This is a genomic window from Loktanella sp. D2R18, from assembly GCF_003318235.1.
Classification (GTDB): domain Bacteria; phylum Pseudomonadota; class Alphaproteobacteria; order Rhodobacterales; family Rhodobacteraceae; genus Yoonia.
The window spans coordinates 63,299-89,247 of sequence record NZ_QOCG01000011.1 but is presented as its reverse complement, the minus strand read 5'-3'; the positions used below and the strand labels follow the sequence as shown (position 1 = coordinate 89,247).

19 protein-coding genes are annotated in these 25,949 nt (G+C 55.8%); 10 read left to right on the top strand and 9 right to left on the bottom strand.

The genetic code is table 11. From position 1 onward, the window contains the following. Positions 1–71: 71 nt before the first annotated feature. Genes DS901_RS07065 through DS901_RS07055 form a run of 3 tightly spaced genes read left to right on the top strand, consistent with a single transcriptional unit; the run spans position 72 to position 2,137 of the window. Positions 72–977, top strand: coding sequence for a YicC/YloC family endoribonuclease (locus tag DS901_RS07065; protein ID WP_258546672.1), 906 nt, complete (start codon positions 72–74; stop codon positions 975–977). A gap of 3 nt (positions 978–980) precedes the next feature. Next, the gene (gmk, locus tag DS901_RS07060; RefSeq protein ID WP_113776235.1) at positions 981–1,619 is read left to right on the top strand and encodes a guanylate kinase; all 639 of its coding nucleotides are present in this window, start codon (positions 981–983) and stop codon (positions 1,617–1,619) included. Beyond that, complete coding sequence (locus DS901_RS07055; RefSeq protein WP_113776234.1) at positions 1,616–2,137, top strand: gamma carbonic anhydrase family protein; 522 nt, start codon at positions 1,616–1,618, stop codon at positions 2,135–2,137. The genes gmk and DS901_RS07055 overlap by 4 nt, the downstream gene beginning before the upstream one ends. Here DS901_RS07055 and DS901_RS07050 read toward each other — a convergent pair. Further along, a complete protein-coding gene (locus tag DS901_RS07050; RefSeq protein WP_113776233.1) occupies positions 2,134–2,508 on the bottom strand; it encodes a hypothetical protein in 375 nt (124 codons plus the stop codon). The genes DS901_RS07055 and DS901_RS07050 overlap by 4 nt on opposite strands. A 158-nt stretch (positions 2,509–2,666) precedes the next feature. Between DS901_RS07050 and DS901_RS07045 the strand changes: the two genes are divergently transcribed. The 7 genes from DS901_RS07045 (at position 2,667) to phoB (ending at position 9,970) form a co-directional block, all read left to right on the top strand. Further along, positions 2,667–3,653, top strand: a complete 987-nt coding sequence (locus DS901_RS07045) for a sensor histidine kinase (RefSeq protein ID WP_113776524.1) — start codon at positions 2,667–2,669, stop codon at positions 3,651–3,653. Positions 3,654–3,768: 115 nt separating this feature from the next. After that, positions 3,769–4,797, top strand: coding sequence for a PstS family phosphate ABC transporter substrate-binding protein (locus tag DS901_RS07040; protein WP_113776232.1), 1,029 nt, complete (start codon positions 3,769–3,771; stop codon positions 4,795–4,797). A 115-nt stretch (positions 4,798–4,912) separates the two neighbouring features. Continuing rightward, entirely contained in the window at positions 4,913–6,394 is a 1,482-nt protein-coding gene (gene pstC / locus DS901_RS07035; protein ID WP_113776231.1) for a phosphate ABC transporter permease subunit PstC, read from the top strand. Next, positions 6,391–7,746 carry a phosphate ABC transporter permease PstA gene (pstA, locus tag DS901_RS07030; protein ID WP_113776230.1) on the top strand — a complete coding sequence of 452 codons (1,356 nt, stop codon included), beginning with the start codon at positions 6,391–6,393 and terminating at the stop codon, positions 7,744–7,746. Before pstC ends, pstA begins: the two co-directional genes overlap by 4 nt. Positions 7,747–7,796: 50 nt before the next feature. Continuing rightward, positions 7,797–8,558: a phosphate ABC transporter ATP-binding protein PstB gene (gene pstB, locus DS901_RS07025; RefSeq protein WP_113776523.1), complete on the top strand. Its 762-nt coding sequence runs from the start codon at positions 7,797–7,799 to the stop codon at positions 8,556–8,558. Positions 8,559–8,570: 12 nt separating this feature from the next. Next, positions 8,571–9,278, top strand: coding sequence for a phosphate signaling complex protein PhoU (gene phoU / locus DS901_RS07020; RefSeq protein ID WP_113776229.1), 708 nt, complete (start codon positions 8,571–8,573; stop codon positions 9,276–9,278). Between the two features lie 5 nt (positions 9,279–9,283). Next, complete coding sequence (gene phoB / locus DS901_RS07015; protein WP_113776228.1) at positions 9,284–9,970, top strand: phosphate regulon transcriptional regulator PhoB; 687 nt, start codon at positions 9,284–9,286, stop codon at positions 9,968–9,970. Positions 9,971–10,003: 33 nt separating this feature from the next. Here the strand turns inward: phoB and gndA are convergent, their stop codons facing one another. From gndA to DS901_RS06975, 8 genes are all read right to left on the bottom strand, one after another. Further along, positions 10,004–11,407: an NADP-dependent phosphogluconate dehydrogenase gene (gndA, locus tag DS901_RS07010; protein WP_113776227.1), complete on the bottom strand. Its 1,404-nt coding sequence runs from the start codon at positions 11,405–11,407 to the stop codon at positions 10,004–10,006. 95 nt (positions 11,408–11,502) lie between these two features. Further along, positions 11,503–12,477 (bottom strand): calcium/sodium antiporter, encoded by a 975-nt coding sequence (locus DS901_RS07005; RefSeq protein WP_113776226.1) that lies wholly within the window; start codon positions 12,475–12,477, stop codon positions 11,503–11,505. A gap of 109 nt (positions 12,478–12,586) precedes the next feature. Then, on the bottom strand, positions 12,587–15,739 hold the full coding sequence (locus DS901_RS07000; RefSeq protein WP_113776225.1) for a hypothetical protein: 3,153 nt from the start codon (positions 15,737–15,739) through the stop codon (positions 12,587–12,589). Beyond that, positions 15,736–17,091 (bottom strand): ATP-binding protein, encoded by a 1,356-nt coding sequence (locus tag DS901_RS06995; protein WP_113776224.1) that lies wholly within the window; start codon positions 17,089–17,091, stop codon positions 15,736–15,738. Before DS901_RS06995 ends, DS901_RS07000 begins: the two co-directional genes overlap by 4 nt. After that, complete coding sequence (locus tag DS901_RS06990; RefSeq protein WP_113776223.1) at positions 17,084–19,108, bottom strand: contractile injection system tape measure protein; 2,025 nt, start codon at positions 19,106–19,108, stop codon at positions 17,084–17,086. The genes DS901_RS06995 and DS901_RS06990 overlap by 8 nt, the downstream gene beginning before the upstream one ends. Further along, entirely contained in the window at positions 19,105–21,279 is a 2,175-nt protein-coding gene (locus DS901_RS06985) for a hypothetical protein (protein WP_147249879.1), read from the bottom strand. The genes DS901_RS06990 and DS901_RS06985 overlap by 4 nt, the downstream gene beginning before the upstream one ends. Further along, the gene (locus DS901_RS06980; RefSeq protein WP_113776221.1) at positions 21,276–22,088 is read right to left on the bottom strand and encodes a hypothetical protein; all 813 of its coding nucleotides are present in this window, start codon (positions 22,086–22,088) and stop codon (positions 21,276–21,278) included. The genes DS901_RS06985 and DS901_RS06980 overlap by 4 nt, the downstream gene beginning before the upstream one ends. Continuing rightward, a complete protein-coding gene (locus DS901_RS06975) occupies positions 22,085–25,945 on the bottom strand; it encodes a hypothetical protein (RefSeq protein WP_147249878.1) in 3,861 nt (1,286 codons plus the stop codon). Before DS901_RS06975 ends, DS901_RS06980 begins: the two co-directional genes overlap by 4 nt. Positions 25,946–25,949: the final 4 nt, after the last annotated feature.

The following is a 25,949-nucleotide window of genomic DNA, read 5'->3' as shown; positions in this document are numbered from 1 at the left end:
GTATTAATGGGTTAATGCACACAGGCTTGCCCATCCCCCCACTTATCCAATAGGACCAATGCAAACCAACAATGCAGGTGACACCCATGACCCTTTCGATGACAGCATTCGCGGCCCGAGTTGGGGCGCAAGGGGGGGTATCTTGGCAATGGGAAATGCGCGGGGTAAACGCGCGCGGCTACGATCTACGCCTGCGGTTACCCGATGGCATCGACGGGCTAGAGCCCGCGCTGCGTAAAGCCGTGGGAGAAGTCACTGCGCGCGGCAATATCACTGTCAACCTGCGCATCACACACGAAGAAACCGCCGGAGAGCTTGTGATTGATGAACTGCGGCTGGATATGGTTCTGAGCGCATTGGACGCAATTCAAGAACGGGCTTTTACCAAAGGTGTGACCTTGGGGCAGCCGACCGCCGCAGATGTTTTGACACAGCGCGGGGTGTTGGTCGCGGCACAGGTTCAAGAAGATGACGCGGCTCTTGCTGCGGCCATTCACGCAGACATCGCGCCGCTCGTGGCCGATTTCAACGCCATGCGCCGTGACGAAGGTGCATTTTTACACGACGTCATCGTCGGGCAGGTCACTCAGATCGCAACGCTTGTTGCTGCCGCTGAGCAGGCGGCCACCGCGCGGTTGCCACAAATGCGCGCCAATCTGACGGCGGCTTTGCAGCGTATCGCCGAAGATGTGACCACCATTGAAGAAGGGCGCATTGCGCAAGAACTGGCGGTCGTTGCGATGAAGGCGGATATCACCGAAGAGATCGACCGGCTCAAGGCGCATATGCAGGCCGCGCGCGAATTATTAGCGCAAGACGCCCCATCTGGCCGCAAGTTCGACTTTTTGGCGCAGGAATTTAACCGCGAGGCCAATACGCTTTGCGCGAAAGCACAGTCAACGGCGTTGACAGCGATTGGGCTTGACCTGAAAGCCGTGATCGACCAGATGCGCGAACAAATTCAAAACGTGGAGTAACGCATGTCCCGTCGTGGCCTATTGATCGTCTTGTCTTCGCCTTCAGGGGCTGGAAAATCAACGTTAACAACGCGGCTGCGTGCGTGGGATGACACATTGCGCTTTTCGGTCTCAGCAACGACGCGTGAACCGCGCCCGGGCGAAGAGGACGGCAAAGACTACTATTTTGTCTCCGTTCCGGAATTCCAAGATCAGGTCGCAAGCCATGATATGCTTGAACATGCGCGGGTGTTTGGGAACTACTACGGATCGCCCAAAGCACCGGTACAGGCCGCGATTGAGGGCGGGCGCGACGTTTTGTTTGATATTGACTGGCAAGGGGCGCAGCAAATCAGCAATTCTGATCTGCAAGAACATGTGCTGTCGATTTTCATACTGCCGCCATCAATCACTGAATTGCACCGTCGTTTGGTCAGCCGCGGCCAAGATGCCGATGACGTGATTGAACAACGGATGCAGAAAAGCTGGGACGAAATCAGCCATTGGGATGGCTATGATTATGTTTTAGTGAACGATGATTTGGACGCCACCGAGGCACAGTTGAAAACGATTATCAGCGCTGAACGTCTGCGTCGCGCGCAACAGCCCGATCTTGTGGATCACGTCCGCAAATTACAATCAGAGTTCGGAGAGCGCACATGAGCCTCTATGCGCTTGGAGACGACCAGCCCGAGATTGCCGCAGACGCATGGGTCGCACCGGGCTGCCATGTTATTGGCAAAGTAACAGTGGCTGCAAAGGCTTCGGTCTGGTTTGGCACGGTCTTGCGCGGCGACAACGAGCGGATCACCATCGGCGCTGGCAGCAACGTGCAAGAAAACTGCGTGATGCATACCGATATGGGCTACCCGCTGACCATCGGGGCAGGCTGTACCATTGGCCATAAGGCGATGCTGCACGGTTGCACAATCGGCGAGGACAGTTTGATTGGCATGGGCGCGACTGTTTTGAATGGCGCCGTCATTGGCAAAGGCTGTTTGATCGGGGCCGGGGCCTTGATCACCGAAGGCAAAGCTATTCCTGACGGATCATTGGTGATGGGAGCGCCGGGTAAGATCGTGCGTACACTTGACACGGCAACCCTTGCTGGTTTGCGGGCATCAGCCTTGCATTACCAAGAAAATGCCGACCGCTTTGCCCGTGATCTTAAGTTAATCTAAATTGGCACGACAAAGATATCGAACCATATGCCGGGCGCGTGTTTCGAAATCTCAGCGATGACACCTTCGCGATCAGGAAGCGGGTCAGAAATCGCACAGTAACGCCCAGAATAGGCGGAAGTCGCGAGAAATTGAGCGACCTCAAGGGCGTCGAATGTATCCGCAATTAGTGGTGAGAAAATCGTTTCAGGTGCGAATTCTACAAGTGTATCGGCGCAAATAGCGTCGATTGCGACAAACCGCAAACCATCCATCGGAGCGACATTCATTCCTTGTGCCTGCCAGCGCGCCACATCACCAATAACGATCGTTTTTGGCCGTGATGTGCTGCGGGGGAAATCGACAACCAGCGCCGTATTGGAATGATACATATTTAGCTAGGCACTTTAAAACATATTTTCATGCGCAAATGTATTGCGCAATTTCTGGGTTGGCGCAACGCGTTTTTCACGGTTACACATGCCTAAAATAGATTTGTGGAAAAACTTTGACCTATCATCACATTGCCGATGTTATTGCGGCGCTTCCCATGGCTGTCCTTGTCATTGGTCCCGAAGACCGTGTGCGTGCCGTCAATCCGGCGCTTGAAGCGATCTTGGGAACTGAATTGGTGGGGAAACATTATATTTCTGCACTGCGCCAGCCCGCAGTTGTGGCCGCGATCACCTCGTTGCGTGGCGGAGGTGGCCCAAGCAACATCCGTTTTAGCAGCCGTGATGGTGCACGTGATACCATCTACCGGGTGGCCGTTTCGCCTGCAGGCCAAGATATTGTATTAAGCTTCGAAGACCAAACCGCAGCGGAAGACGCAGGTAAAATGCGTCGCGATTTTGTCGCGAATGTCAGCCATGAATTGCGCACTCCGCTGACTGCATTGATGGGGTTTATTGAAACCTTGGGCGGGGCGGCGCGTGATGACGCGAAGGCCCGTGACCGTTTCTTGCAGATCATGGCGCATGAGGCATCGCGCATGACGCGGCTTGTTGATGACCTTTTGTCACTGTCACGTGTCGAAGAAGACGAACGCGTGCGCCCACGCGAACATATTGATGTGACCGCGCTGCTTGGTTCGGTGATCAAAGGCTTAGAGCCGCAGGCCGCCGCCGCTAATGTGTCGGTGGCACTTACGACATTGGGCGCGGGGGATATGGTTCCGGGTGACGCGGGGCAATTGGTGCAAGTCTTTACCAATCTGGTCGAAAATGCGATTAAATATGGCGCATCCGGTAAAAAAGTTGATGTCACCATTCATGCGCAGGCGGTGGATCTACGTCTGCGTGGCCCGGCGATACAGATTTCGGTTGCGGATTACGGTGAAGGTATCCCAAACCACCACATCGCGCGCCTAACTGAGCGGTTTTACCGGGTTGATAGCCATCGTTCGCGCGCTGTTGGCGGCACTGGGCTCGGGCTCGCGATTGTAAAGCACATCGTCAATCGCCACCGTGGGCGGTTATTGATCGAAAGCGAACTTGGCAAAGGCACGACATTTTCAGTTTTCTTACCAATTTCTTAAGCTGTCATAAAACTGTTACACTACTGTCACAAAAGGTTTGGAACTGGGTCCTAGACGGGCCGAGATAACCACGCGGCTCGCGCGTGGTTGATGTTTGACTGACTGGAGTGATTTGATGTCGATCATGAAACTGACTGCGACAACCGCAGTACTTGCTGCCCTTACCGCAACTTCTGCTACTGCACGTGACAACGTACAGGTTGCTGGTTCTTCAACTGTTTTGCCTTATGCGTCTATCGTGGCCGAAGCATTTGGCGAAAACTTTGACTTCCCAACACCTGTTGTTGAATCTGGTGGTTCTTCTGCTGGCCTGAAGCGTTTCTGCGAAGGCGTTGGCGAAAACACAATCGACATCGCAAACTCTTCACGTCCGATCCGCGAAAGCGACATCGCACTGTGCACAGAGAACGGCGTGAACGACATCATCGAAGTCCGCATCGGTTATGACGGCATCGTATTCGCGTCACAAATCGACGGTCCTGCGTTCACAGCTTTCGAAGCAAGCGATATTTTCAACGCACTTGGCGCAACTGTTTTGGTTGACGGCGAAGTCGTTGCTAACCCTTACACACAGTGGGCTGAATTCAACGCTGAATTGCCAGCGGCTGACATTCTTGCGTTCATCCCGGGTACAAAGCACGGCACACGCGAAGTGTTCGAAGACAAAGTTCTGTTGCAAGGCTGTGAAGACACTGGCGCAATGGAAGCAATGATCGCTGGCGGCATGTCTGAAGACGACGCAGAAGATGCTTGCATCGAAGTGCGCGGCAACGGCATCACAGTCGACATCGACGGTGACTACACAGAAACACTTGCACGTGTTGACACAAACCCGAACGGTATCGGTGTATTTGGTCTGGCATTCTACGAAAACAACACTGACTCGCTGAAAGTTGCGACAATCGGTGGTGTTGAGCCAAAAACAGAAACCATCGCATCTGGTGAATATCCAGTGTCACGCCCATTGTTCTTCTTCATCAAGAAAGCACACATCGGCGTTATCCCAGGCCTGAAAGAATTCGCAGAATTCTTTATCTCTGACGAAATCGCTGGCCCATCTGGTCCATTGTCTGCCTACGGTCTTGTTGCTGACCCAGAACTGTCAGACACACAAGCGGCTGTTGCAAACGAAGACACTCTTTAATCAGAGTATGACGTTTCGGGGCATCCCATTCGGGGTGCCCCATCTTTGCTTTTGGGTACCGTACCAAAACGTACCAGGCCAAACGAATTAACGACCTAAAAGGGGTTGCGCTGCCATGCCGGCAATTTGGATCATCGCGGTCATTCTTGTGATCGCAACCGTAGGTTACTTCTTAGCGCGTGGACGCGCGCTCGCTTCTGCAGGTTCTGACCCACGAAAAATGCACTCGCTGCCCGTCTATTATGGCACCAATGCAGCGATCGCAGCTGCGGGTCCTGCGTTACTTGTTCTTTTGGCTTGGCTGATCGCCCAGCCGTTGCTAATCAACAACTCTTTAACGCAGTATCTACCCGCAGATATCATCGGTGACGCGGGCGAGACATCGCTTGCGATGGCCGATGTAAACCGGATCGCAGGTGGGCTTGACCTTGTGGTCGCCCAAGGCGCGATGACGGTTGAGGCGGCGAAAAATCTATCTGTTGAGACAACAGATGTTCGCGCAGAGCTGGCCGCCGTCGGTGTGGCACTTGGAGCAGATGTTGACGCCGCGACCCTTGCACTTGCGCAGCGCTACCGCGGCGCAACAGCATTTGGGAACATATTGAAAGCGGTTGCTGTGATCGGGCTTTCAGTGCTCGGGGCAGGGGCTGCCTATGCGATGACCAACAAAGATTTTCGCGCGCGCCGTTACGTTGAAAGTGCTGTGAAGATGTTGCTTATTACGGCGGCATCTGTTGCGGTTTTGACGACCGTGGGCATTGTCCTGTCACTGGTGTTTAACACGATCGAATTTTTCCGGGCCTTTCCCGCGTCGGATTTCTTTTTCGGAACACGCTGGGAGCCAAGCTTCTCTGGACGTGGCGGGAATTCAGACCTAGGCTTCTTGCCGCTGATCTGGGGCACGCTGTTTATCTCAATCATTGCTTTGATTGTGGCCGTGCCGGTCGGGTTGTTCGCTGCGATCTACTTGTCTGAATATGCGTCACCGCGTGTGCGCTCATTCGCCAAACCAATGGTTGAATTGCTCGCTGGGGTGCCAACGATTGTTTACGGTCTGTTTGCGCTGCTTACTGTAGGTCCACTTTTATTGAGCGCCTTTGGCGCAAACGGATCGTTCCATCTAGGATGGATGTCTGGCGGGACCGCTGCGATGACGGCGGGCCTTGTGATGGGCTTTATGTTGATCCCATTCGTGTCCTCGCTGTCAGATGACATCATCAATTCGGTGCCACAATCCATGCGTGACGGGTCACTCGGGCTTGGGGCGACCCATTCTGAAACGGTGCGTCAGGTGATTTTGCCCGCCGCCCTGCCGGGGATTGTCGGCGCGATCTTGCTGGCAGCATCACGTGCCATCGGTGAGACCATGATCGTTGTGATGGGGGCGGGTGCCGCCGCCAGCCTTTCAATGAACCCTTTCGATGCGATGACAACCGTGACCGCTAAAATCGTCAGCCAGCTAACAGGTGATGGCGAATTTAACAGCCCTGAAACGCTTGTGGCCTTTGCACTGGGCATGACGCTCTTTGTGATCACTTTGGCGCTGAACATCGTCGCACTTTATATCGTTCGCAAATACCGGGAACAGTACGAATGACCCTTGAGACTGCCGATATCACCCCACCAGCCACGCCAAGTGGTAAGGGTAAATCACTGCTGACGCAGGATGCCCGGACGAAAAAACGCAATGCTGCCGAAATACGGTTTAAGGCTTACGGCATCGCTGCGCTTGCCTTTAGTATCTTGTTTCTTGCGATGTTGCTGTTTGCGATTGTCCGCAATGGTGTGCCCGCATTTACGCAAACCTTTGTGACTATTGAAGTTGAACTGCCTGCAGATGTCTTGGACAAGAACGGCAACCGCGACATTGATGACATCAAAAAAGTGTCGACCTTTGGGTATAACCCATTAATCCAAGACGCGCTGGTCGCGGCGACAGCTGACATCGAAACCGAAGTTGCTGACGGCGATCTGAAAAAGATGTTGTCGTCATCTGCAGGTGCCACCGTCCGCAACGCAGTTATCGCAAACCCTGACTTGATCGGGCAAACGGTTGAATTCGAACTTTTGGCCTCGTCACGTGTGGACGGCTACATGAAAGGCCGCGTTGTCCGTGAAGATCTGGCGCGTGACCGCAACCTTGATGCCGCGCATTTGGATATTGTTGATGCGCTTTCGCAAACTGGGGGCGTGACACGCAAATTCAACTGGGACTTCATTCTTGGTGCGGATGCGTCAGAAAGCCGGCCAGAACAAGCAGGTATGGGCGTCGCGATGCTTGGGTCTGTGTTTATGATGCTGGTCGTGTTGTTGTTGTCGCTGCCAATTGGTGTGGCTGCATCGATTTACCTTGAAGAATTCGCGCCGCAAAACTGGATCACTGATCTGATCGAAGTGAACATTTCCAACCTCGCTGCGGTGCCATCGATTGTGTTTGGTATCCTTGGCTTGGCCGTGTTCATCCAGTTTGCGCATTTGCCGCAATCGGCGCCGCTGGTTGGTGGTCTGACGCTCACCTTGATGACATTGCCGACAATCGTGATCTCAACACGGGCTTCGCTTAAGGCTGTGCCGCCGTCGATCCGCTCTGCTGCTTTGGGGGTCGGGGCATCCGAAATGCAGACCGTGTTCCACCATGTTTTGCCTTTGGCGATGCCGGGTATCTTGACAGGAACCATCATTGGCCTTGCCCAAGCATTGGGTGAAACCGCACCGCTGCTTTTGATCGGGATGGTTGGCTACATCGCATCAAACTATCCTGATGGGATCGCCTCTGGCTTTCTTGATCCGAACTCGGCCATGCCCGCCCAAATCTTCGAATGGGCAAAACGCGCCGACCCCGCGTATTACGAGCGCGCTTGGGGCGGTATCATCATCCTGCTAGTGTTCCTCATGACGATGAACATCATAGCGATCATTTTGCGCCGCCGCTTTGAGCGCCGGTGGTAGGAGAGATCATGTTAGACGATAAATATCACGCAGATCGGGCAGTAGGCACCATGCAAGACAGTAAAATTACAGCGAAGAACGTTCAAGTGTTCTACGGTGACACCCATGCGATTAAGGACGTGAACGTCGAAATCGCGGATAAAACAGTCACGGCCTTCATTGGCCCATCGGGCTGCGGCAAATCCACGTTCTTGCGCTGTTTGAACCGGATGAACGACACGATCGATATCTGTCGCGTCGAAGGCGATATTTTGATCGATGACGAAGACATCTATGATCCACGGGTCGATCCGGTGCAGTTACGCGCCAAGGTTGGGATGGTTTTCCAAAAACCAAACCCGTTCCCAAAGTCGATCTACGACAACGTGGCATATGGCCCCAAAATCCACGGTCTGGCGAAAACCAAGGCGGATCTGGACGAAATCGTTGAAAGTTCACTGCGCAAAGCAGCACTTTGGAACGAGGCCAAAGACCGTTTGCATCAGCCAGGTACCGGTATGTCGGGTGGTCAACAGCAACGCCTATGTATCGCACGGGCCATTGCGACTGCCCCTGAAATCCTGCTGATGGACGAACCATGTTCCGCGCTTGATCCGATTGCGACTGCGCAGGTTGAAGAATTGATCGACGAGTTACGTCAAAGCTTTTCAGTTGTGATCGTCACCCACTCGATGCAACAGGCCGCCCGTGTCAGCCAGAAAACAGCGTTCTTCCACCTTGGGAACCTGGTTGAATTTGATGACACTGACAAGATTTTCACAAACCCCCAAGACCCGCGCACGGAAAGCTATATTTCCGGACGGATTGGGTAAGGAGCCTATCAGATGAACGAACATATTTCATCCGCTTACGACCGCGACCTTGAAGGCATCACAACGCTGATTATGCAAATGGGTGGCCTGGTCGAAGAGGCAATCATACGGGCCGCGAATTCGCTTGCGAACCGGGATGTTGAATTGGCCGAGGCCGTTCGCAAAGCTGATAAAGCCATTGACGCGCTCGAAGAGCAGATCAACGAAGAAGCGGCGCGTACAATTGCATTGCGCGCGCCTGTGTCAAAAGATTTGCGCACGATCCTATCGGTTTTGCGCCTGTCAGCATCACTTGAGCGGATCGGCGATTATGCCAAAAACATCGCAAAACGGACAAGCGTTTTGGTCGAGATGAGCCCAGTGAGCGGCGCAGATACGGCCCTGCGCCGGATGGCCCGCGAAGTTGAGCAAATGTTGAAGGACACGCTTGATGCTTATGTGCGCGGCGACGCCGAATTGGCCGAGGTTGTGCGCCAACGCGATCAAGAAGTCGATCAGATGTACAATGCATTGTTCCGCGAATTCCTGACCTTCATGATGGAAGACCCGCGCAACATCACGGCCTGTATGCATTTGCACTTTATGGCAAAAAATATCGAACGTATGGGCGATTTGACCACCAACATGGCGGAACAAGTGATCTATCTTGTCACAGGCGAAATGCCTGACGAGGCCCGCCCCAAAGGTGATAAAACCGCCTATGTGTTTGAAACTGGATAGGTCACATGGCACAGCAACCACATGTTTTGGTCGTTGAAGACGAGGCCGCACAGCGCGAAGTTCTTGCCTATAATCTAGAGGCAGAAGGGTTTCGCGTCACGCGCGCCGAAAATGGCGAAGAGGGGCTCATCTGTGTTGAGGAAGACACGCCAGATGTGATCATTCTTGATTGGATGATGCCGCATTTATCGGGCATCGAGGTGTGTCGTCGCCTAAAGGTGAAGCCGGAAACGCGCGCCATACCGGTGATCATGTTGTCGGCGCGTTCAGAAGAGGTCGATAAGGTCCGTGGATTGGAAACGGGGGCGGATGACTATGTTGTCAAACCCTATTCTGTCTCCGAATTGATGGCGCGTGTCCGCACGCAGCTGCGCCGGGTGCGCCCAGCGACCGTTGGCCAAATCCTGACCTATGATGATATTGTGCTGGACGCGGAAACCCACCGTGTCACCCGCGATGAAAACCCGTTGAAACTCGGCCCAACCGAATTCCGGTTGCTGACGACATTCATGGAAAAACCAGGGCGGGTCTGGTCACGTGATATGCTGCTGGATCGGGTTTGGGGCCGTGATATCTATGTCGATACGCGTACTGTCGATGTTCATGTTGGGCGGTTGCGTAAGGTTCTGACACAGCATGGTGGCGAAGACCCTGTGCGCACGGTACGCGGTGCGGGCTACGCGTTAGGGTGAAAAGTAAGGTGGGTTTAAACCCACCCTACGATATTAATTGTTCCCCCAAGGGCCGTGATGGCCAGACCCGCCATCGGTGCGGGCAAACCCGTGCGCACCAAAGAAATCACGTTGTCCTTGGATCATATTGGCGGTGCCGCGGGCGGTGCGCATCGCGTCGAAATAGGCCAGACCAGACGAGAGTGCGGGAAGGGCGACGCCGTGTAGTGCGCCTTGGGCGACCGTTTGGCGCAGCGCATCATGGTTGGCTTTGACGGTGTCGGCGAAACGTGGGGCGAACAACAGATTGCGGCTTACATCCTCTCCTAATGCAAGCGCCATGTCATCAAGCATGTCTGAACGGATAATGCAGCCTTCGCGCCAGACTTGCGCGATGTCTGGCAGGGGAAGATTCCAGCCAAATTCCATTGACGCTTTGCTAATCATATCAAAGCCTTGCGCATAGCATAGAATTTTGCCGACCATCAGTGCTTGTTCGAGCGTGTCCAATGTCAGTGCATCATGCGGCATTTTATGCGGGCCGGTGCCAAATAGGGCTTCACCGGCTGCACGGGTTTCAAGCTGCGATGATAGGTTGCGCGCAACAACGGCGGCCTCAATCGCAGGGATCGGTGCCGCGAGATGTTGTGCCTCAATCGCGGTCCAGCGCCCAGTGCCTTTTTGCCCCGCGGCATCGACGATCACATCCAACATAGGCTGGCCTGTTTTTGGATCAATCGCAGCGGCGACTTTGCCAGAAATTTCAATCAAATAGGACCTTAACGGGCCCTTATCCCATTGTGCGAATGTCGTGGCAATTGCGGCGTTATCCATGCCCATAGCATCGCGCATGATGCCATAAACTTCGGCAATCATCTGCATATCTGCGTATTCGATGCCGTTATGGACGGCTTTGACAAAATGCCCGGCGCCGGCTTCGCCCATCCATGTGGCGCAGGCGGTGTCTTCGTGTTTTGCAGAAATGGCGGTTAGGATATGGGCAACCCGGTCCCAATATTCACGTTTGCCGCCACCCATAATCGAGGGTCCAAAACGCGCACCTTCTTCGCCGCCAGACACGCCGATCCCCAAGAACGGCAGATCGCCAGCCTCGATCGCGCGCCGGTTTGTGTCGTGGAAATTTGCGTTGCCCGCGTCGATGATCAGGTCATTGTCACTTAACAAAGGGCGTAGGGCGGCAATTTGATCGTCAACGGGTTGCCCGGCAGGCACCATAAGAATGATCGCGCGGGGCTCTGCAATCGCTGCAACAAGCTCTTCGAGCGTTTGGGTTGGCGTTATTTTTTCGGCCAATGCGCCTGCGTTTGCGTGGAACGCTTGTGTGACTTCACTGGTGCGGTTCCAGACGGCGATGTCAAAGCCGTTATCGGCAATGTTTGATGCCAAGGCCGCGCCCATTGTCCCAAGACCAATCAGGCCAATTTCTGCTTTGCTCATTGTTCGGATCCCTAAGGTTTGCCAATTTCTGGCAGGTATAGGCTGTCCTTGCGGGGATGGAAACGGCGCTCGGATGAAAAATTATTTTGCCGCGCTTATGCGCCGGTCGGCACAATATATTGGAGCGCCATAAACGCGATATATGCGGTCAACATGACGATCCCGACCGGTTTCGTGATTTTGCCAATTGTCAGCATCCAGATGCTAAACCCAATCGAAATTCCGACCATCGTCCAAAGCTGCATCCCCATTAATACGGGCGTCACTTCGAGCGGTTTGATAATGGCCGTCAACGCAACAATCGACAGGATATTAAAGGTGTTTGACCCGATAATATTCCCTAAGATCAACCCGACAGAGCGTTTGCGCGCAGCAGCGATACATGTTGATAGTTCAGGCAATGACGTGCCGAAGGCGACAACAGTCATGCCGATGATGGCTTCTGGCACACCGATCAGGGTGCCAGTAACGACGGCGCCTTTCACAAGCATTTCTGAGCCGAGTGCCAGCGCACAAAGCCCAGCGAACAAGATGAGCAGGGCCATGCCCATTGATGAAATCGGGCAGTCGTCGTCAGCGTGATCATCAATTTCGACTTCGAGGCTATCGGTCCTGAACTGGTAGAAAACGAAGCAAACAAGAATGCCGAACATGACCAATCCAAGCTGGGTTGAAAAGACACCCTGATACATGCCGTAAACCATGATCGCTGTCGCAAGAAGCATCATGCCAAGGTCTTTGATCAGGTCTTTGGCTTTGCCTTCAATATGAAACACAATGGCTGTAGCCCCAAGCACCAGCAAAATATTCGCAATGTTCGACCCTAGCACATTCCCTAGCGCGATCCCGGGAAACCCCTGCAAGTTTGCGTTCACGGATGTGAAGAGCTCGGGCACAGAAGTGCCAAAGGAAATTATTGTTGCGCCGATGAACAAGGGCGATAACCCGGTGCGTTGCGCGATGAATACGGCCGAATCGATGGTCCAATCGCCACCTTTGATTAGTAAGAACAGACCGAACAGAATGGCGCCGGCGGAAAGAACAAAAAGGTCGTAATTGGATAGAATCACCGATGCAGGCCCTGTCTAAATTCTGGTCATTGGCGCACTTATGCATGGCCTATGCGGGTGTGAATAGCCCCATTACCTATTTTCATCTCACTATAGGGAACTGTTGCTTTTATGGTTTGGGGCCGTTGCGCGCCCCTTGATAGATGTGAAACGCGATTAAGAACCCAACGCCCAAAATGATCATGAACAAGAGTACAGGCGGCCAAATCGCAACGGCATCACAAATGGTGAGCGCCAATAGGGCGGCAAACACGCCAGCGCCGCCAAGCCAAGCAAAGCCGAGACGAAACGCGAGCCGGTCGACAAAGCCGCTATAAAACGACCGCCAGACAAGTAGCGCCGTGGCCAGAAAGATGAGCGCTGCCACCGCGGCCACATAGGCGCGGTTGGGGCAAATGAAGGTACAGGCGCGGTCCATATCGGCCTGATAGCTTGCCAAAAACTGCGGTAAGCGGGGCTTGAGCCACATCTGTCTAAACATCGCATTGATTGTCGGGGTCTCAGCCGCGTTTGGGTCGGGTGCAGGCCAAAATCCGACACCAGCGAAATTGTCGTGAAAATAGACCAGATCATCGGCAAACTGGCTAAATGGTCCCGGATCAGGGGCATCAGCGGGTGCTCCAGCAGCAGGGCTTTGCAAAACATGTTCGTGGCCTGCGGGCGGCAAAACCGGGATTATACGCCGCAAGACGCGGGCGCGATCGATGCCGCGAAATGCGCCGTTTTCCATGCGCGCGCGCAAAGTTTTTTTATTATCCGTGGTCGGACGTTCAAGAAAAAGAAGCACGTAATCGACGATCGGATTGGTCCCCGTTAACAGTGCTTTGATGTCAGTAAATACCGGTTCACTTGATGGCACTTCGGCGAGTGACAAATCAAACGCGAGGTTGATCGTTTGATCGCGTGGTTCCAGATCAGCATAAAGCAAGGTCACCAAAGAAATCAGGCGTTCAATATTGTGGACGCTTTGCGTCGTACCGTCATAACCGTCAATGATCAAGGTGACACCATCCACTTGCGGGTGATCCAACAGGTACGGGAACGCGGCGCGCCAAGCAGCAAGATCATTGGTGTCAGTGCGGTGGTAAGGTGCTGTCAGCGTTAGGATTTTTTGGACGGCGGTTGCGATTTGGACGTCAGACCAATTTTCCCATCCGGTCAGCTTTATCGCAAGGTCGGCCTGGGCACGGTGCCGATGTGCGGCGTTCACAAAATCGCGCTGGCCTTGCGTCCATTGCCCCTCGTTGTGCAGTACCAATGTGCCTTCATCACTAAGCGCAAACTCCAAACCGTAAAACGCGGCGCGGCTGACGATGCTGAAATCGACGCTGCGCCCTGGGGGGGCATCCTCGGGCGCGTTCAACTGTGGTGCAAACCAAAACGGGTAGAAACTGTATATTTCCGAGTTCTCGTCGCGTGTGCTGACGCAGCCGCAATCAGGCAAGGCAATCGCGGTGTCATAATCGGCTGTGGGCTCAGCGATATTGCGGCTTGCGTTGGCGCGGATATCCGCGATTGATGCGGCGGATGGTGCAGGCGACAATTGCGCCAGCGCCGCGTCCAAAAGCCGGGCATTTGGATATTCGACGCCCAAAAGCGCGGTAAGTTCGGCGGCGGCTTCAGGATCGGTGATCACTTCTTGGATTGCGGTGGTTGCGGGGGCAGCTGCGATCGCCTGTGTTAAGCTATCCGTCAGCCCCCAGCGCGTTTCGACCGCACCCAATATCTGGATCATATCGCGGTTTACGGCGGTGGCGATTTTGTCTTCGGCGATTGGGGCAAGCAGTTTGCGCGCGTCGGATTTAAGCACTTCGGCATTGGGGGCAGGGACATAGGATGCACCAAGCAAAGCCGCACGAAACTCCGCGTCTGTGACTGTTGCGGCGATTGCGCTATCCGTGGCATCGGTCACCCCGATGGTTGGTGTGACCTCAAGCGGTTCAAATTCTGGCACTCCTTCGGGCAAAGTATCGAAGGTGTCAGACATCGGTTCGGCGGCGGCGGCCAGCACATCTGCGGCGGCCTCAACCTCTGCTTGGACCCGCGCGCTGGTCGCCGTTTGCAAATTCGCGCGTAGGCCGGTCAGCAATGCAGCGCGGCTTGGCGCGGTCAGTCCAATATATTCGGCCACAACGGGCGCGCTCTCGGCGAATTCTGGCACCAAGGCGAGGTTCGCTGCCTTTTCAGGGTTGAGCTGAAACGCGCGCCCCAAATTGTCAGGGCTATTGACTGCGCGCATGATTTGATCGCGCGTGCATGCGCTGACCTGACCGGTCAAAGCAGTATCAATTGCCTGCGAAAGATCTGCCGCCGTATCAAAGGTTTGCTCTTCGAGATCAGCCAACAACCCTTTGACATCTATAGGGTCAACCAGCCCATCAAGTGCCGTTTGGTCAAAGCTGATATAGTCGGTGATCAACGCGCCCGTGGCGGGTTTGCAGCTCGCCGGTAGGGTTTGATAAAGCAGGCTGTAGTCGCGGGGGGCGGCGGCGCGGTTTGCAGCGCGGTAATCCGTGACCAGCGCAATCACCGCATCATCACTGCCCACCAGTCGCGGCCCGCGCGCGGAAACATCTTCGCCAAGCCAAAGCGCAAAATCAGGGCTCAGGATTTGTTGGACGCCGCCGGGCAGCGTGGTTTCAATGCGTCCGAGGCTTGATAAAACATCGGTCGCGGCCTGTGCGCCGCTTGCGAGGTCAAGGGCCGTGCATGTGGCCGCAGCATTCGACCAAGTGGCTTGATCAAGCGCCGTGAGCGCAAGTTGCCCGGTGCGCGCCAAGGCCGGAAGCCCCGTATCGCTAAGGTCCGTGCAATCCGTTGGTCCGGTTTGGTCTAGCAACCAATCCGCCGTTCCGTCAGGCGCACCGACAAGCGCCATGATGTTGATATTAAACACATCCTGATCGCTTGGCAGGATCGCATTAGCAAAACCCGCGTCTCCCGCAAGTTGTTTCCATTCTGGGACAAGCCCCGCCAAACGTCCATATTCATCCGCGAGGTGCAAGGTAGCTTCGACCTGCGTGACGGTTGAAACCATTGGGACCTGTTGACACAGGCGCACCAAGGCCTGCTTTGTGTAGGACCCCAGCCAATTATCGGAAAGCAAAATATTATCGTCGTCAAGCGCGGAGCGCAGCCCGAGTTGAATTTCGTCAACCTGCGTAAATGCGGGTGGGTTATCAGGGATCGTGCGTAAATCGCGACAATCGGCCTGCGCGAATGTCGGCAAAAAAAGCAAGGTTGCTGCGAGAATTCGGGTCATCGGGTGCGTCCTTCTTTGCGCATCTCACCTGCAATCGCTTGTTGCAGATCACGGGTGCTGACATGGGTTGCGTCCCGACGTAGCGCGGAAATTGCGGCGTGACGGGCGACATTTGTGATTGGCCCGCCCGCAAGCGGCGTGTCGCGGGCAAGGGCAGCAATATCCACGTCGGGGTCGAGCGGCATTTTCCCCAAAATACTGCGCCAAAGGGCCGTGCGGAGCGCCGCATCGGGTTTTGGAAAGCCGACCGCCATCTGGAAACGGCGAAAAAAGGCTTCGTCGATATTACTGCGCAGATTGGTCGCCAAAATAACAAGGGCCGAGCATTCCTCGATCCGTTGCAGCAGATAGGCGACTTCTTGATTGGCGTGGCGGTCGTTTGCCGAACTCGTCGACCCGCGTGCGCCAAACAGCGCGTCGGCCTCGTCGAAAAACAAGATCCAGTTGTTTTCTTCTGCCATATCAAAGACCTGCGCGAGGTTCTTTTCCGTTTCACCGATATATTTTGACACGACCATGGCCAGATCAATGCGGTAGACCTCTAGCCCGGTACGCTGCCCAAGCATCGTTGCTGTCAGCGTTTTTCCCGTGCCGGGAGGGCCGTAAAATAACGCCTTAAATCCGGTGCCAAGGCGGGCTTTCATGCCCCAGTCCTCCAAAATTGTGTCACGATTGGCGAGCCAGGCCGAGATATGGTCAAGATTATGTTTTACTTCGCGCGGCAAGATCAGATCATCCCACTGCAACCCGCTGCGCAGCCGCTTGGCTGGGAACTGAGGTGAAAAATCGGGTGCGGGTTTGTGACCTGCGCACAGCTCAGCGACCCGATGTGCTGATACCAAAAGCGGCCCAGCATAAAGCGCACCGGGCACAGCGCCCGTCGCAGGCAATTCACCAAGACTGAGCCCGGCGACCGTGCGGAGCGGATGATCAGGTGCAAAAAGTGACATTGCCGCGATCCGCCGGGTCGTGCTGCCGCCGCCCAGCAAAAAAAGCGCGGTGATCGCGGTCGGGATAAAGCTGCTGGTTTCGGTGCGCAGCCCGCCGAATGCCGAAAATGGCCGATCTATGGCAGTGTTGCGCACAAAAAACGGGTCCAAAACCGCCGGATTGACCTGTGTGGTAAGCGCCAGCGCAAACACCACGCGCGCCGAAGTATCAAGCCGGGCCCGTAAGATCATTTGCGCCATGGCCGAACCCGCATCGTGCTGTGGTGCTGCGGGGGGCGAAAATTGCCCGTCACCCCCGCCAAAGAAATGTTCCAGCCGTGCTGTGATCACAGCACTTAACCACGTGATTTCGGCCGTGACCGCCTGTGCGTGGATATCTTGTGTTGGGGCTTGGCTAGTCATCGCGCTGTCTCCAATCTACGTGCAGCGGTGCAGGCATCCAAGGCAGGGAGATCACGTTAAAAGCCCAAGGCAACCCATCCAACAACATATCGTAGGCGCCTTTATTCACGGTCAATTTTGGTTGGCTCGGATCGTCTAAGTCCATCACCCCGCCGCGCTGCACAAAGGCAGATCGCAATCCATCGGGCGATGTATTTCCAAGCCGCCCCCATTGCGCGATCACCGATTGGACAAGCCCGTCAATCAAGGCGTGGTTCGCGGGGGTAAGCGCGTGGGCGGGCAGAACGTCAGCGTCACTTGGCCGCCCGAGTAGGCAGTCGTAAAGCGGATCACTGTCATGTCCGGCTTCACCCTGCGCCAGACGCCCAAGCGCGGCGTGCGCAAGCGGATGATCTTCGGAGATGATTTTCGTGCCCTCGCGGCGAATTTCAAGCCGATCAAACAGCATCGCGATGTAAGGGTGGAATAGGACAAGTCCGGCAATCTGGGTTGCACGCCGTGTTGACCCGCGCGGGGTTGGCTGTACGGCGGTCGGTCGTGGTTGCAGAATTGTTTCAAGCATTGCGCGGGCCTCGGCGCGGGCAGCTGCACTTGCAACAGCGGGGTAGTTTAGGCGCGCTATCGTTGCGCGCAATGCGATGTCTCGTTTGTGAGCGCCAGGTATGAGACGCGCGACGAAGTTCGATATAATATCAGACGCTTGAGCTTCGCTCTTTGTCAAAATGGTTTCAACTAAATGCCCCCAAAACATAACAGAATGCGGTGTCTCTGGCGGCAAGGCCGAACGTAATGCAGAGTAGATCAGCTCAATCAGTCCCAGCAGGTCGGGGGCCGTTAGTCCGATGGCATCTATGAAGGCTTGTTTACAAGGAGCCTCGGGTTGGTCAGTTGCAATGGTCGTGGGCTGATCGCGATCTGCGAGCGCCTCAGCGCGGTCAATCGCTTGTGAAATGTCGTCACCCAGCGCACACATCGCGCGTGTGAATGCGGCGCGTGCTGCACTATCAGGGTCATGGGGCGCACTGCGCGCTGAGGCAATATCAACCGGGGCGTTCGCGATCAGTGCTGCTATGACATGACGCTTTGCCGCTAATGGGTCTGGGGCATCATCAAGCGCGGCGATGGCCTGTGAAAGCTGCTTCGCCTTTGGTGGTATGCGTGCGGTCAGTATTCGGTCTATATCGGTATCAAGGAATAAGTGGCTGATAATATGAGAATAAGGTGACAGTTTTTCAGCTATCGGATTGTCTGAAGGGACAAACCCGGTTTGCTGAAAATCACGATAGCGCGCACGCACTCTCTCGAGCGGGGATTGCTCCGGCTCTGGGGACAGCAGGGTGGCTGTTGTATGTGGGCTTTCATCGCAAATGACCTGCGAAAGGCACGCGGCCCAATCATCCTCGTTTTGTGGTATTTTAGCTGATGCAATCAGAAGCGCCGTTTCGATATCTTGTTTGCGCATTTTTGCGACGCTGCGGGCCGCGGTCGCTGCAGAGGGTCGGTCTTGACCGGTAAGGAAAAACGCCAGATCATTACGCGATTGCGCGCGCCTTAGGGTTTTCGCCGCAAAATCCCATGGTTTCTCAGTGTGATCGACAAGACGGGTGATCAGCGCGGATTTTGTGCCCGATATGGCCAAGCCGCGCGCGGCTGCCATCCCCTTTAATTGAGCAAGGCTTTGCCCTGCAAAGGCGGCGCGCGGCGATTGCCGTTTGCGCGGGGTTAAATAGGGGTGGATCGCCGAGACAAGCCCATCGCGCAGCCGTGTGCGCACCAAATCCCAATCAAGCGGGTCGTCAAACTGCCCGATATCAAGCGTGAGCGTGGTAATCCGCGCAGGCGCATGATCACGCCCGGCGGTATCGAGAACCTGATCAATGGTTGATAGTACCTCTTGGCGCAGGGCCAGCAATAGGCGATCTGGACTATTGACTGCTTGCGCTGTGCTTGTGACCCGCAAGTCAAATTCAAGCGTGTCGATCCGGTTGATTATTTCGGGTGCGATCATGTTGTTCATGGGACGCGCGCCGTTTGGGTGAGGGTTTGGATGGCATAGCGAATATGGGCCGCGTTATCCTCTGGCGCAGTGTACCAATCGCCGAGTTTTGGGCGCAGTTCATGTGTTTCTTCTGGGGTGAGCCATAAGATTTGCACATAGATATGCGCGGGCGCGAGCCGACTGACCAAATCGGTGACGAACAGCCGAAAGCTGGTATTGCAGGTTCGTGCGGTCCATCCGGGCAGTAAAAGCGTGGCCCGAGCTGGTGCGAAATCTGTTTGTTTTTGGCGCAGTTGGATATCTTCGAACAGCCATAGCTTTTCCGCGTCGCAGTGCATTTCAACGAAACTGACGCGCAGCCGATTGGCCCATTCTTCGACGTTCTTGCGCGTGTGGCTGCTACCACAGGGATATAAATCACCTCCGCTATGCGGTTGAAACATGACTTCCCAATCGCTTTGCCGATTGCGCGCGACGATATAGGCATCGCTTTGGGCTGCGCGCTGGAACAATGCGGGCGTTGTCCGTGCATCCACGACCCACGGACAGCTCATCGCGAGTTTCGCGAGCGACAACGGCGCGACCGTATCATCACGCTTCACAAATGCATCGAGCGGCCGGGACGGTAAAATCACATCTGCGGACTTAATCGATGGGGCTGGTGGCTGCATCTGCGCGTCGACCGTGATCGCATCGACCCCTTGATGTGTCGCAACGCCAAGATCGGCCAAATGCGCAAGCCGCGCGGCAAAACCGTATTCAGGATGGTTCGTGCCCGAATAATGGTTATAGGCGGGCAGGTCGCGCAAGTAAGCCTCGCGCCACGTCACCTCCCACGTTAACCGATCCGCCACCCCGCGATAGCGATGCAAACAGTCTGGATCGCACAGAGGCATTTCTTCGCCTTGCAGCGCAATCAAGTAGTCCAGCATCGTGATCCGGGCGCGTAGCAGGGCTGGGTCATGCAGGCCTTGCGGATTGTTTTGTGTGTAAATGGCGGGAATATTGCCCAAGGGCGCGCGCATCTCGGCGAGATGCCGATCCATCATCTGGCGATAAGATGTCAGCCCGCCATTCGGATTTTGGGTCGTCGCGGCCACACGGTAGGGGTTTGGCAAGCTATCGTTGGTGGAACGGTGGATTAGCTGGCGGTGTTTGCCAGCGTGGCCCACATCCCAATCTGATTGGGCTTTGCGGTTGCTTTGGCCTGCGATACGCGCGGCGGTGATGCGGCCCAATTCTTCTTGAATGGTGTTGGGGTTCAGGACAACCGCGCCACCATCCCGCGTCACGCGCAGTGGGACTAAATGGTTGATCTGCGGTAAGATTGGATCAAAATAGATGCGCGGATCAAGTGGAAGTTGCGAGATCGATGTATGCGTTTCTGGATCCAGAATGTCGAATGCGCCGATATGGGCAACCCCCGCAATATCACGAAATTGGGAGAGGACCGCATCAAACCAGGCGCTTTCGTGCGCATCCGCAGGCAAATCCGGCCATAGTTCGGCGGCATCATCAAAGACATCACTGCGTGTCGCTCCCAACGATTTAGAGCCATGCGCGCGTTGTGCAGACAACCCTTTGAGCAACAGCCGGAGTTGATGAAAAATTTCGGCGACGATGCGGTCGGGCTGGGCAAAGGAGCCAATGGCGATTTCGCCCATCACAATGACGGGTTTAGGTGTTGCGATATCAATGCGGTTAATCGCTGTCGCCAGCATCCGATTTTCATCGAAACGGGCGCGTGTCTGGGCGATCAACACGTCTTGCCATCCGCTGGCAGTGCGCAATGTCTCTTGCTGTGGGTCAACGCTGCTACGTGGAATAATCACCAAATCCACCAGACCGGCAGCGGGGCCGGGGGTGACAAAGACGCGCTCAAGCGATGGCAGTTCAGAGAGACAACTTGCTAGATCAGTATTGGTGACGGGGCGACCCGACAGGACAACGTCCGCAGGAAAAATTCCGCGCTGCGTCAAATCGATTTCACTGTCGCGATCCGTTAACAGATCACGCACATCATGGTCCCCTTGATAGGCGATTTCAGAGAGGGCAAAGACCGATTGTTCGAGCAAGGTCACGCCGGGATCATGCAGATTGAAGTCGGTCCATATTTTGCCGGACGCGTCATGGGCAGCGGCAATGGCACGGGCGCGAAGATCGTCAAAAGTGAGCGGCGCATCCATCATGATAGATCAGCCTCGCGCGTGGGGCCGCCACGTGATCCGGCCATTGTCGGATCAAACCAAAGCCGGGTCAGATAGTAGCGGATCACCTTGTCACGGCCAAAATTCGCGTTGGTGCGCATTTGCAGCTTGTAGTGATGGCTGTTTTTGGTCGCGACCCAACGCAGCCGGATGCGGTCGGCATAGCTGCCGTAAACGGCGGTTTTGGATTTGATCCGCCGCCGCCCAAACAGCCAATTAAGCACCCAATTGCGCGGGTGGAATGCATTCATCGCGATTGCATGCACCATGGAATAGCGGCCTTGCGTCAATTCGGCCCCTGCGCCCGCCATGACTTCAAAGGCTTGGCAACCGGTCATTTCCGCGGTGACATCATGCCATTTGCCATCGGCAGGCACATGCGGAATTTCATCACTGGCAAACCCGATGCGCCCGCGCGCGCGCTGCACCCCGTTGACATCAAGCTGCCATTCAGGCGCATCATTACGCAGCCCGAGCCGCCCTTCGGGCGAAAAGCTGACACCTAGATTGTCGCCGGTAACATCAGCGCCGCGTCGAAAATGCAGGCTGCTGCTGTCTTCGCCATGATCAATGACCCACGCCGGGTATTGCGCGCTTAGGCTTTCATAAAGGCTAAGCACCCTTTGCGAGCCGCCAACAGACGTCAGCCGCAACCCGTCAGCGGCGGTTTTGGAATACCCGTCTTCGATCTGGTTCACGCCGCTGTCAATCAAATCACGGTAATGTTCGGCGGTGGGCAGGGCCCCATCACGAAAGAACGCCTTGAGCGTGGTGCGATCTTTTTTGGTCATGGGTGACCCTCCTGACCTACGATAAGCATGTCACCGATCCGCAAACGACCGATGCCGCTCTGGGTTGGGGCAATGGGTTGCTTGCGTTCTGACGTCGAAATGGCGTGGCTTTTGGCGGACAAGGGCAGGGCCCAAGGTCGCGACGGTCGTATGATCGATCCAAGCGGCCCGCGCGCATCGTCTTGCGCGGTATCGCCAAGCGCATAATGCTGGCTGTCGTCTGCGACGAAATGCAAAACCGAAAAATCAGTAATGCCAAGCACATCTGGGTGGGCGGCGATTTGTGCCTTGAGCATCGGCACGTTTACCTGCCAACCAAACCTGGCGATGTCGTCACCGCCGGTCCAAACCGATAGGCACTGCGACACATAATGCTGCAGCTTATTGGCCAGGGCGCCATCGTCTTGGAATGGGACAAAGCGCAGGGCGGCCCGAACATGGAGGCGATCAAATGCAGGGTTCACCACCTCATACTGGGCGTTTGGGCTTCCATGTCTGTGAAGAAACGCACGCACCCGCTCTAAGGTGCCGACATCAAAGTATCTTTCTTGCGCGTGCTGCTGCGCGCCTTGCGCGAATTCTGGCGGGTGACGGACGATCACGACGGTGGCTGTTCCCGGACGCGGGGCCGCGGATTTACGCGACAAATGGGGCAGGCATTTGCAACGCCACACATCCGGAAAGACATTTAAAACCAGTCGTTCAATATCAAACGGGGTCACAGCGCGTTGCCGGTGGCGTAACCGTTCACCGACCCGCGCAAGATAGTCTGGCCGGGTTTCGGGCGGTTTTGGTGGTGCGCGGCGTGCGGCTTCTTGTGGCGCGGACATGCCGGGTTGCGGCACGTTAAACCGCCATTGCCTGTCGCCTGCAGCGGGCAGAGCGTCACTTTCAGTGCTGACCGCCCAAACGCCATTTGTGCGCACGCGTGACAACGTAGGGTGGGTTTCAAACCCACGCCACGGCGCCGAAACCGCCACCCAAACCCCGCCTTCGGGCATTTCACCGGCCGGGGTGTGTGCATCATTTGGTAAGTCGAGCGTGACAACGCCAGAGCGGAGCAAACCGTCGGTCGTATCGGATGAAATTGCGGTGGGCGGCAGATCGGTCCAACCATCAGCAGTCAGGTAATACCAATCAAGCGGCACCGGTGGCGGCACGAGGCGTAAGTGCCCGCTATCCGCAATATCGAACAAAATGCCCAATTGGCGCAGCGCACCTTTGCCAGCAAGCTGGATATACAAAGTGCCTAGCCCCAAACGCGGTGGAAACAGCCCCAAATTGCGCCTGATGCGATTAGGAAAGGCGGGCCGTGCCCCGAACGGCGTGATTTGTGTGATTTTGTCGCCCGGCTGTGCAGTGTCGGGCGCAGCTAAAGTCATGACAGATGCGGCCGTATAGCCAAGGCTTAGGCTCTCAATGCGCGGAATCCATGGCGGGTTTGGGGGCACGCGAGGCCGCAGTGGGACTGGGTTTGGCCGCATGGCTTTGACCAGTGCAAGCGGATGTTGCGCTTGCCCAAAATCCCCGCCGCCGCGCAGGGTCAGTCGTAGCGCGCCTGCGCGTAGTTTCGCGCGGTTTTTGGGCAAGGACCCATGGGTGTATAGCGGCGCGATGCTGTCAGACCCTTGCACCGGCGCGGTGAGCGCCCATTCAGGGATCAACGTGCCGTCGTAGGGGTTGGTAGGGATCATCGGGCCGGGTGCATCGGTGATCGGCTTCCATGCCGCATCCACCAGATATTCGGCGCGCACCGTTGGGTCGGGGACCGTCACGCTGTCTGGATAGCCGCGATAATATGTGGCAAAGCCACCGGGCTTGTCGGGGACATCTGCCCAGCGCAAACGCATATGCACCCCGGTCACGGGTTTCGCCGCCATCTCGGCAGAGGCGACGGTAAATGTGGCTCCCTCATTGGGCCGCGCACCAAAGGGCATGAAAGATTGCGCGGTTGCAACCGGCCCATCATCGCTAAACCCCGAAAGCTGGGTCAGCCCGTCAACCCGCACGGCAATCCCTACTTGATCAAGCGTGTAGCGTTCAAAAAACGAGATTGGGCAGACGCGGGACTGCTGATCCCAGCGAAATGAAAGGACAGGCGCATTCTCCTTATCAGAGGTGATGGCGGGCATATCTGGCGCATAGGTCAGACGGATCAAAAATCCGGGCGTGCCGTCGGTTTTGGGAATGATTTGCGTCAGTTTCGCCGGCATTGGCCCTTGCGCCGTGGAAAGGGTGACATGGAATGCATCGCCCAGCAGCTTTTCAAACATATCGGCGGGAGAATAGATGAACTGACCGTTTTCTTGCCCAAAGGCCTCGACGATTTGGCCAATGTCACCTGTTGCCGCCCCCGGGTTATGCTGCCCGGTGAGCGCCGTTTCACATGCCAATATACGGGTCTTGAGTGTGTCCCAGTAGGACCCGGTCGGCCAAGGGTTATTTTCAACCAGTCCCAGCGTCACAATCCGGCCCAAAAGAATGCGCAGTGCAGACACGGTCAGGATCTTGCCCGCTATGACCTCATAAATCAGGTCCATCGAGGCGCCGCAGTCGCGCGCGCAGGCGGTGCTGTGCACCTGTGCGGCGATGGCGGCCACACCTGCATTCAGATTGTCAAAGCCCAGCGCGCGGATCAGCGTCGGGTCAGAGCGGAGTTCCAACGCGATATCAGGGTCGGGTGCAGTCTGCGCGACGATGGCTCCAGACGGTGTCGCCGCTGGTAAATCTGTGGCGCGCTGCAGATTGAAACTGACATCAATTTGGCGGTGCCCCTCTGAGAGCTGGAACATCTGCGACGCGATATCCAACCCCATATCGATATCTTGATTTGCAGGCCCTACAAAAACGCTCCGATCGAGGGGTTGCTGTTCTGCGGGTTCAAACCCGCCACGCACACCTGTGACGCTGCCCAAGGTCGAAAATAGTGAAATTTGGGGGTCGGTATCATAGCTGAGCGCGGCCGTCGCGATGACTTTCGCAGGGGTGATCGGCACATCAACTTCGGTCTGAAAATGTAGCTTGCTACCATCGGCCAATTGCGCTGTGAGTGGCGTTCCCTTGGCCAGCAGTTTTGGGGCGGTACCTGATGGCAGATGCAGTAATGCGCGGTCCGGGGCCGCGCCACGGCGCGGCTGGCCGATGATCTCTCCATAGTAAAAATCGCTGTGGCGTTCCGTGAACCGGTTCAAGCGCGCATCAACTTGCTGCGCCGCTGAGAGTTCTGCGATCATCAGGCCAATTGCTGGGTCAATCAGCCCTGATTTTAACCTGCGATCAAACCCAAGTTGCGCCACCGGTTTTAAGGATGCGATCGCGTGAACCAGTTGGCGATGTGCCGCGCTTAACCCGGCTTGGCACGCACGGGCTTGAACGATGTTGTCGCCTGTCGCCGCGGGAATAAACCCTTTGTTTTGCATCACAGCAATCATCCGCGCGCCCGACGCCCGTGCAAGTGCATGGGCACGGTCGCTGAGATTCATTTGCTGATCCAAGCCTTGCAAGACGGCGGCAAATTCACCCGGCCATTGTGCCCGCAGCCGGATAATCCAATCGTCAAGCTGCTGTGCAAGGTTGCGGATTTCACGTGCGGCGGTGTCCGCCCCCTGCTCAAGGGCCAGATCAAAGCGCGTAAGTTCGTCATCAATGCGAAAAGCGACGATTTGGGCGGCAACCAGCAATGGCTCAGACCGGAGCATTTTATCCCATGGGGCAGGGGCATTGGCTGCGAGGCGTACAAAGTTATCCGCCAAATTGCCGGGTCTGATATGCGGATCACTGCAACGCAATGGCGTTGGCAAGCGCGCGTCTTCGAGCGAACCCTGCGTGACGCGGATATCTGACCAATTGTGTGACACTGTT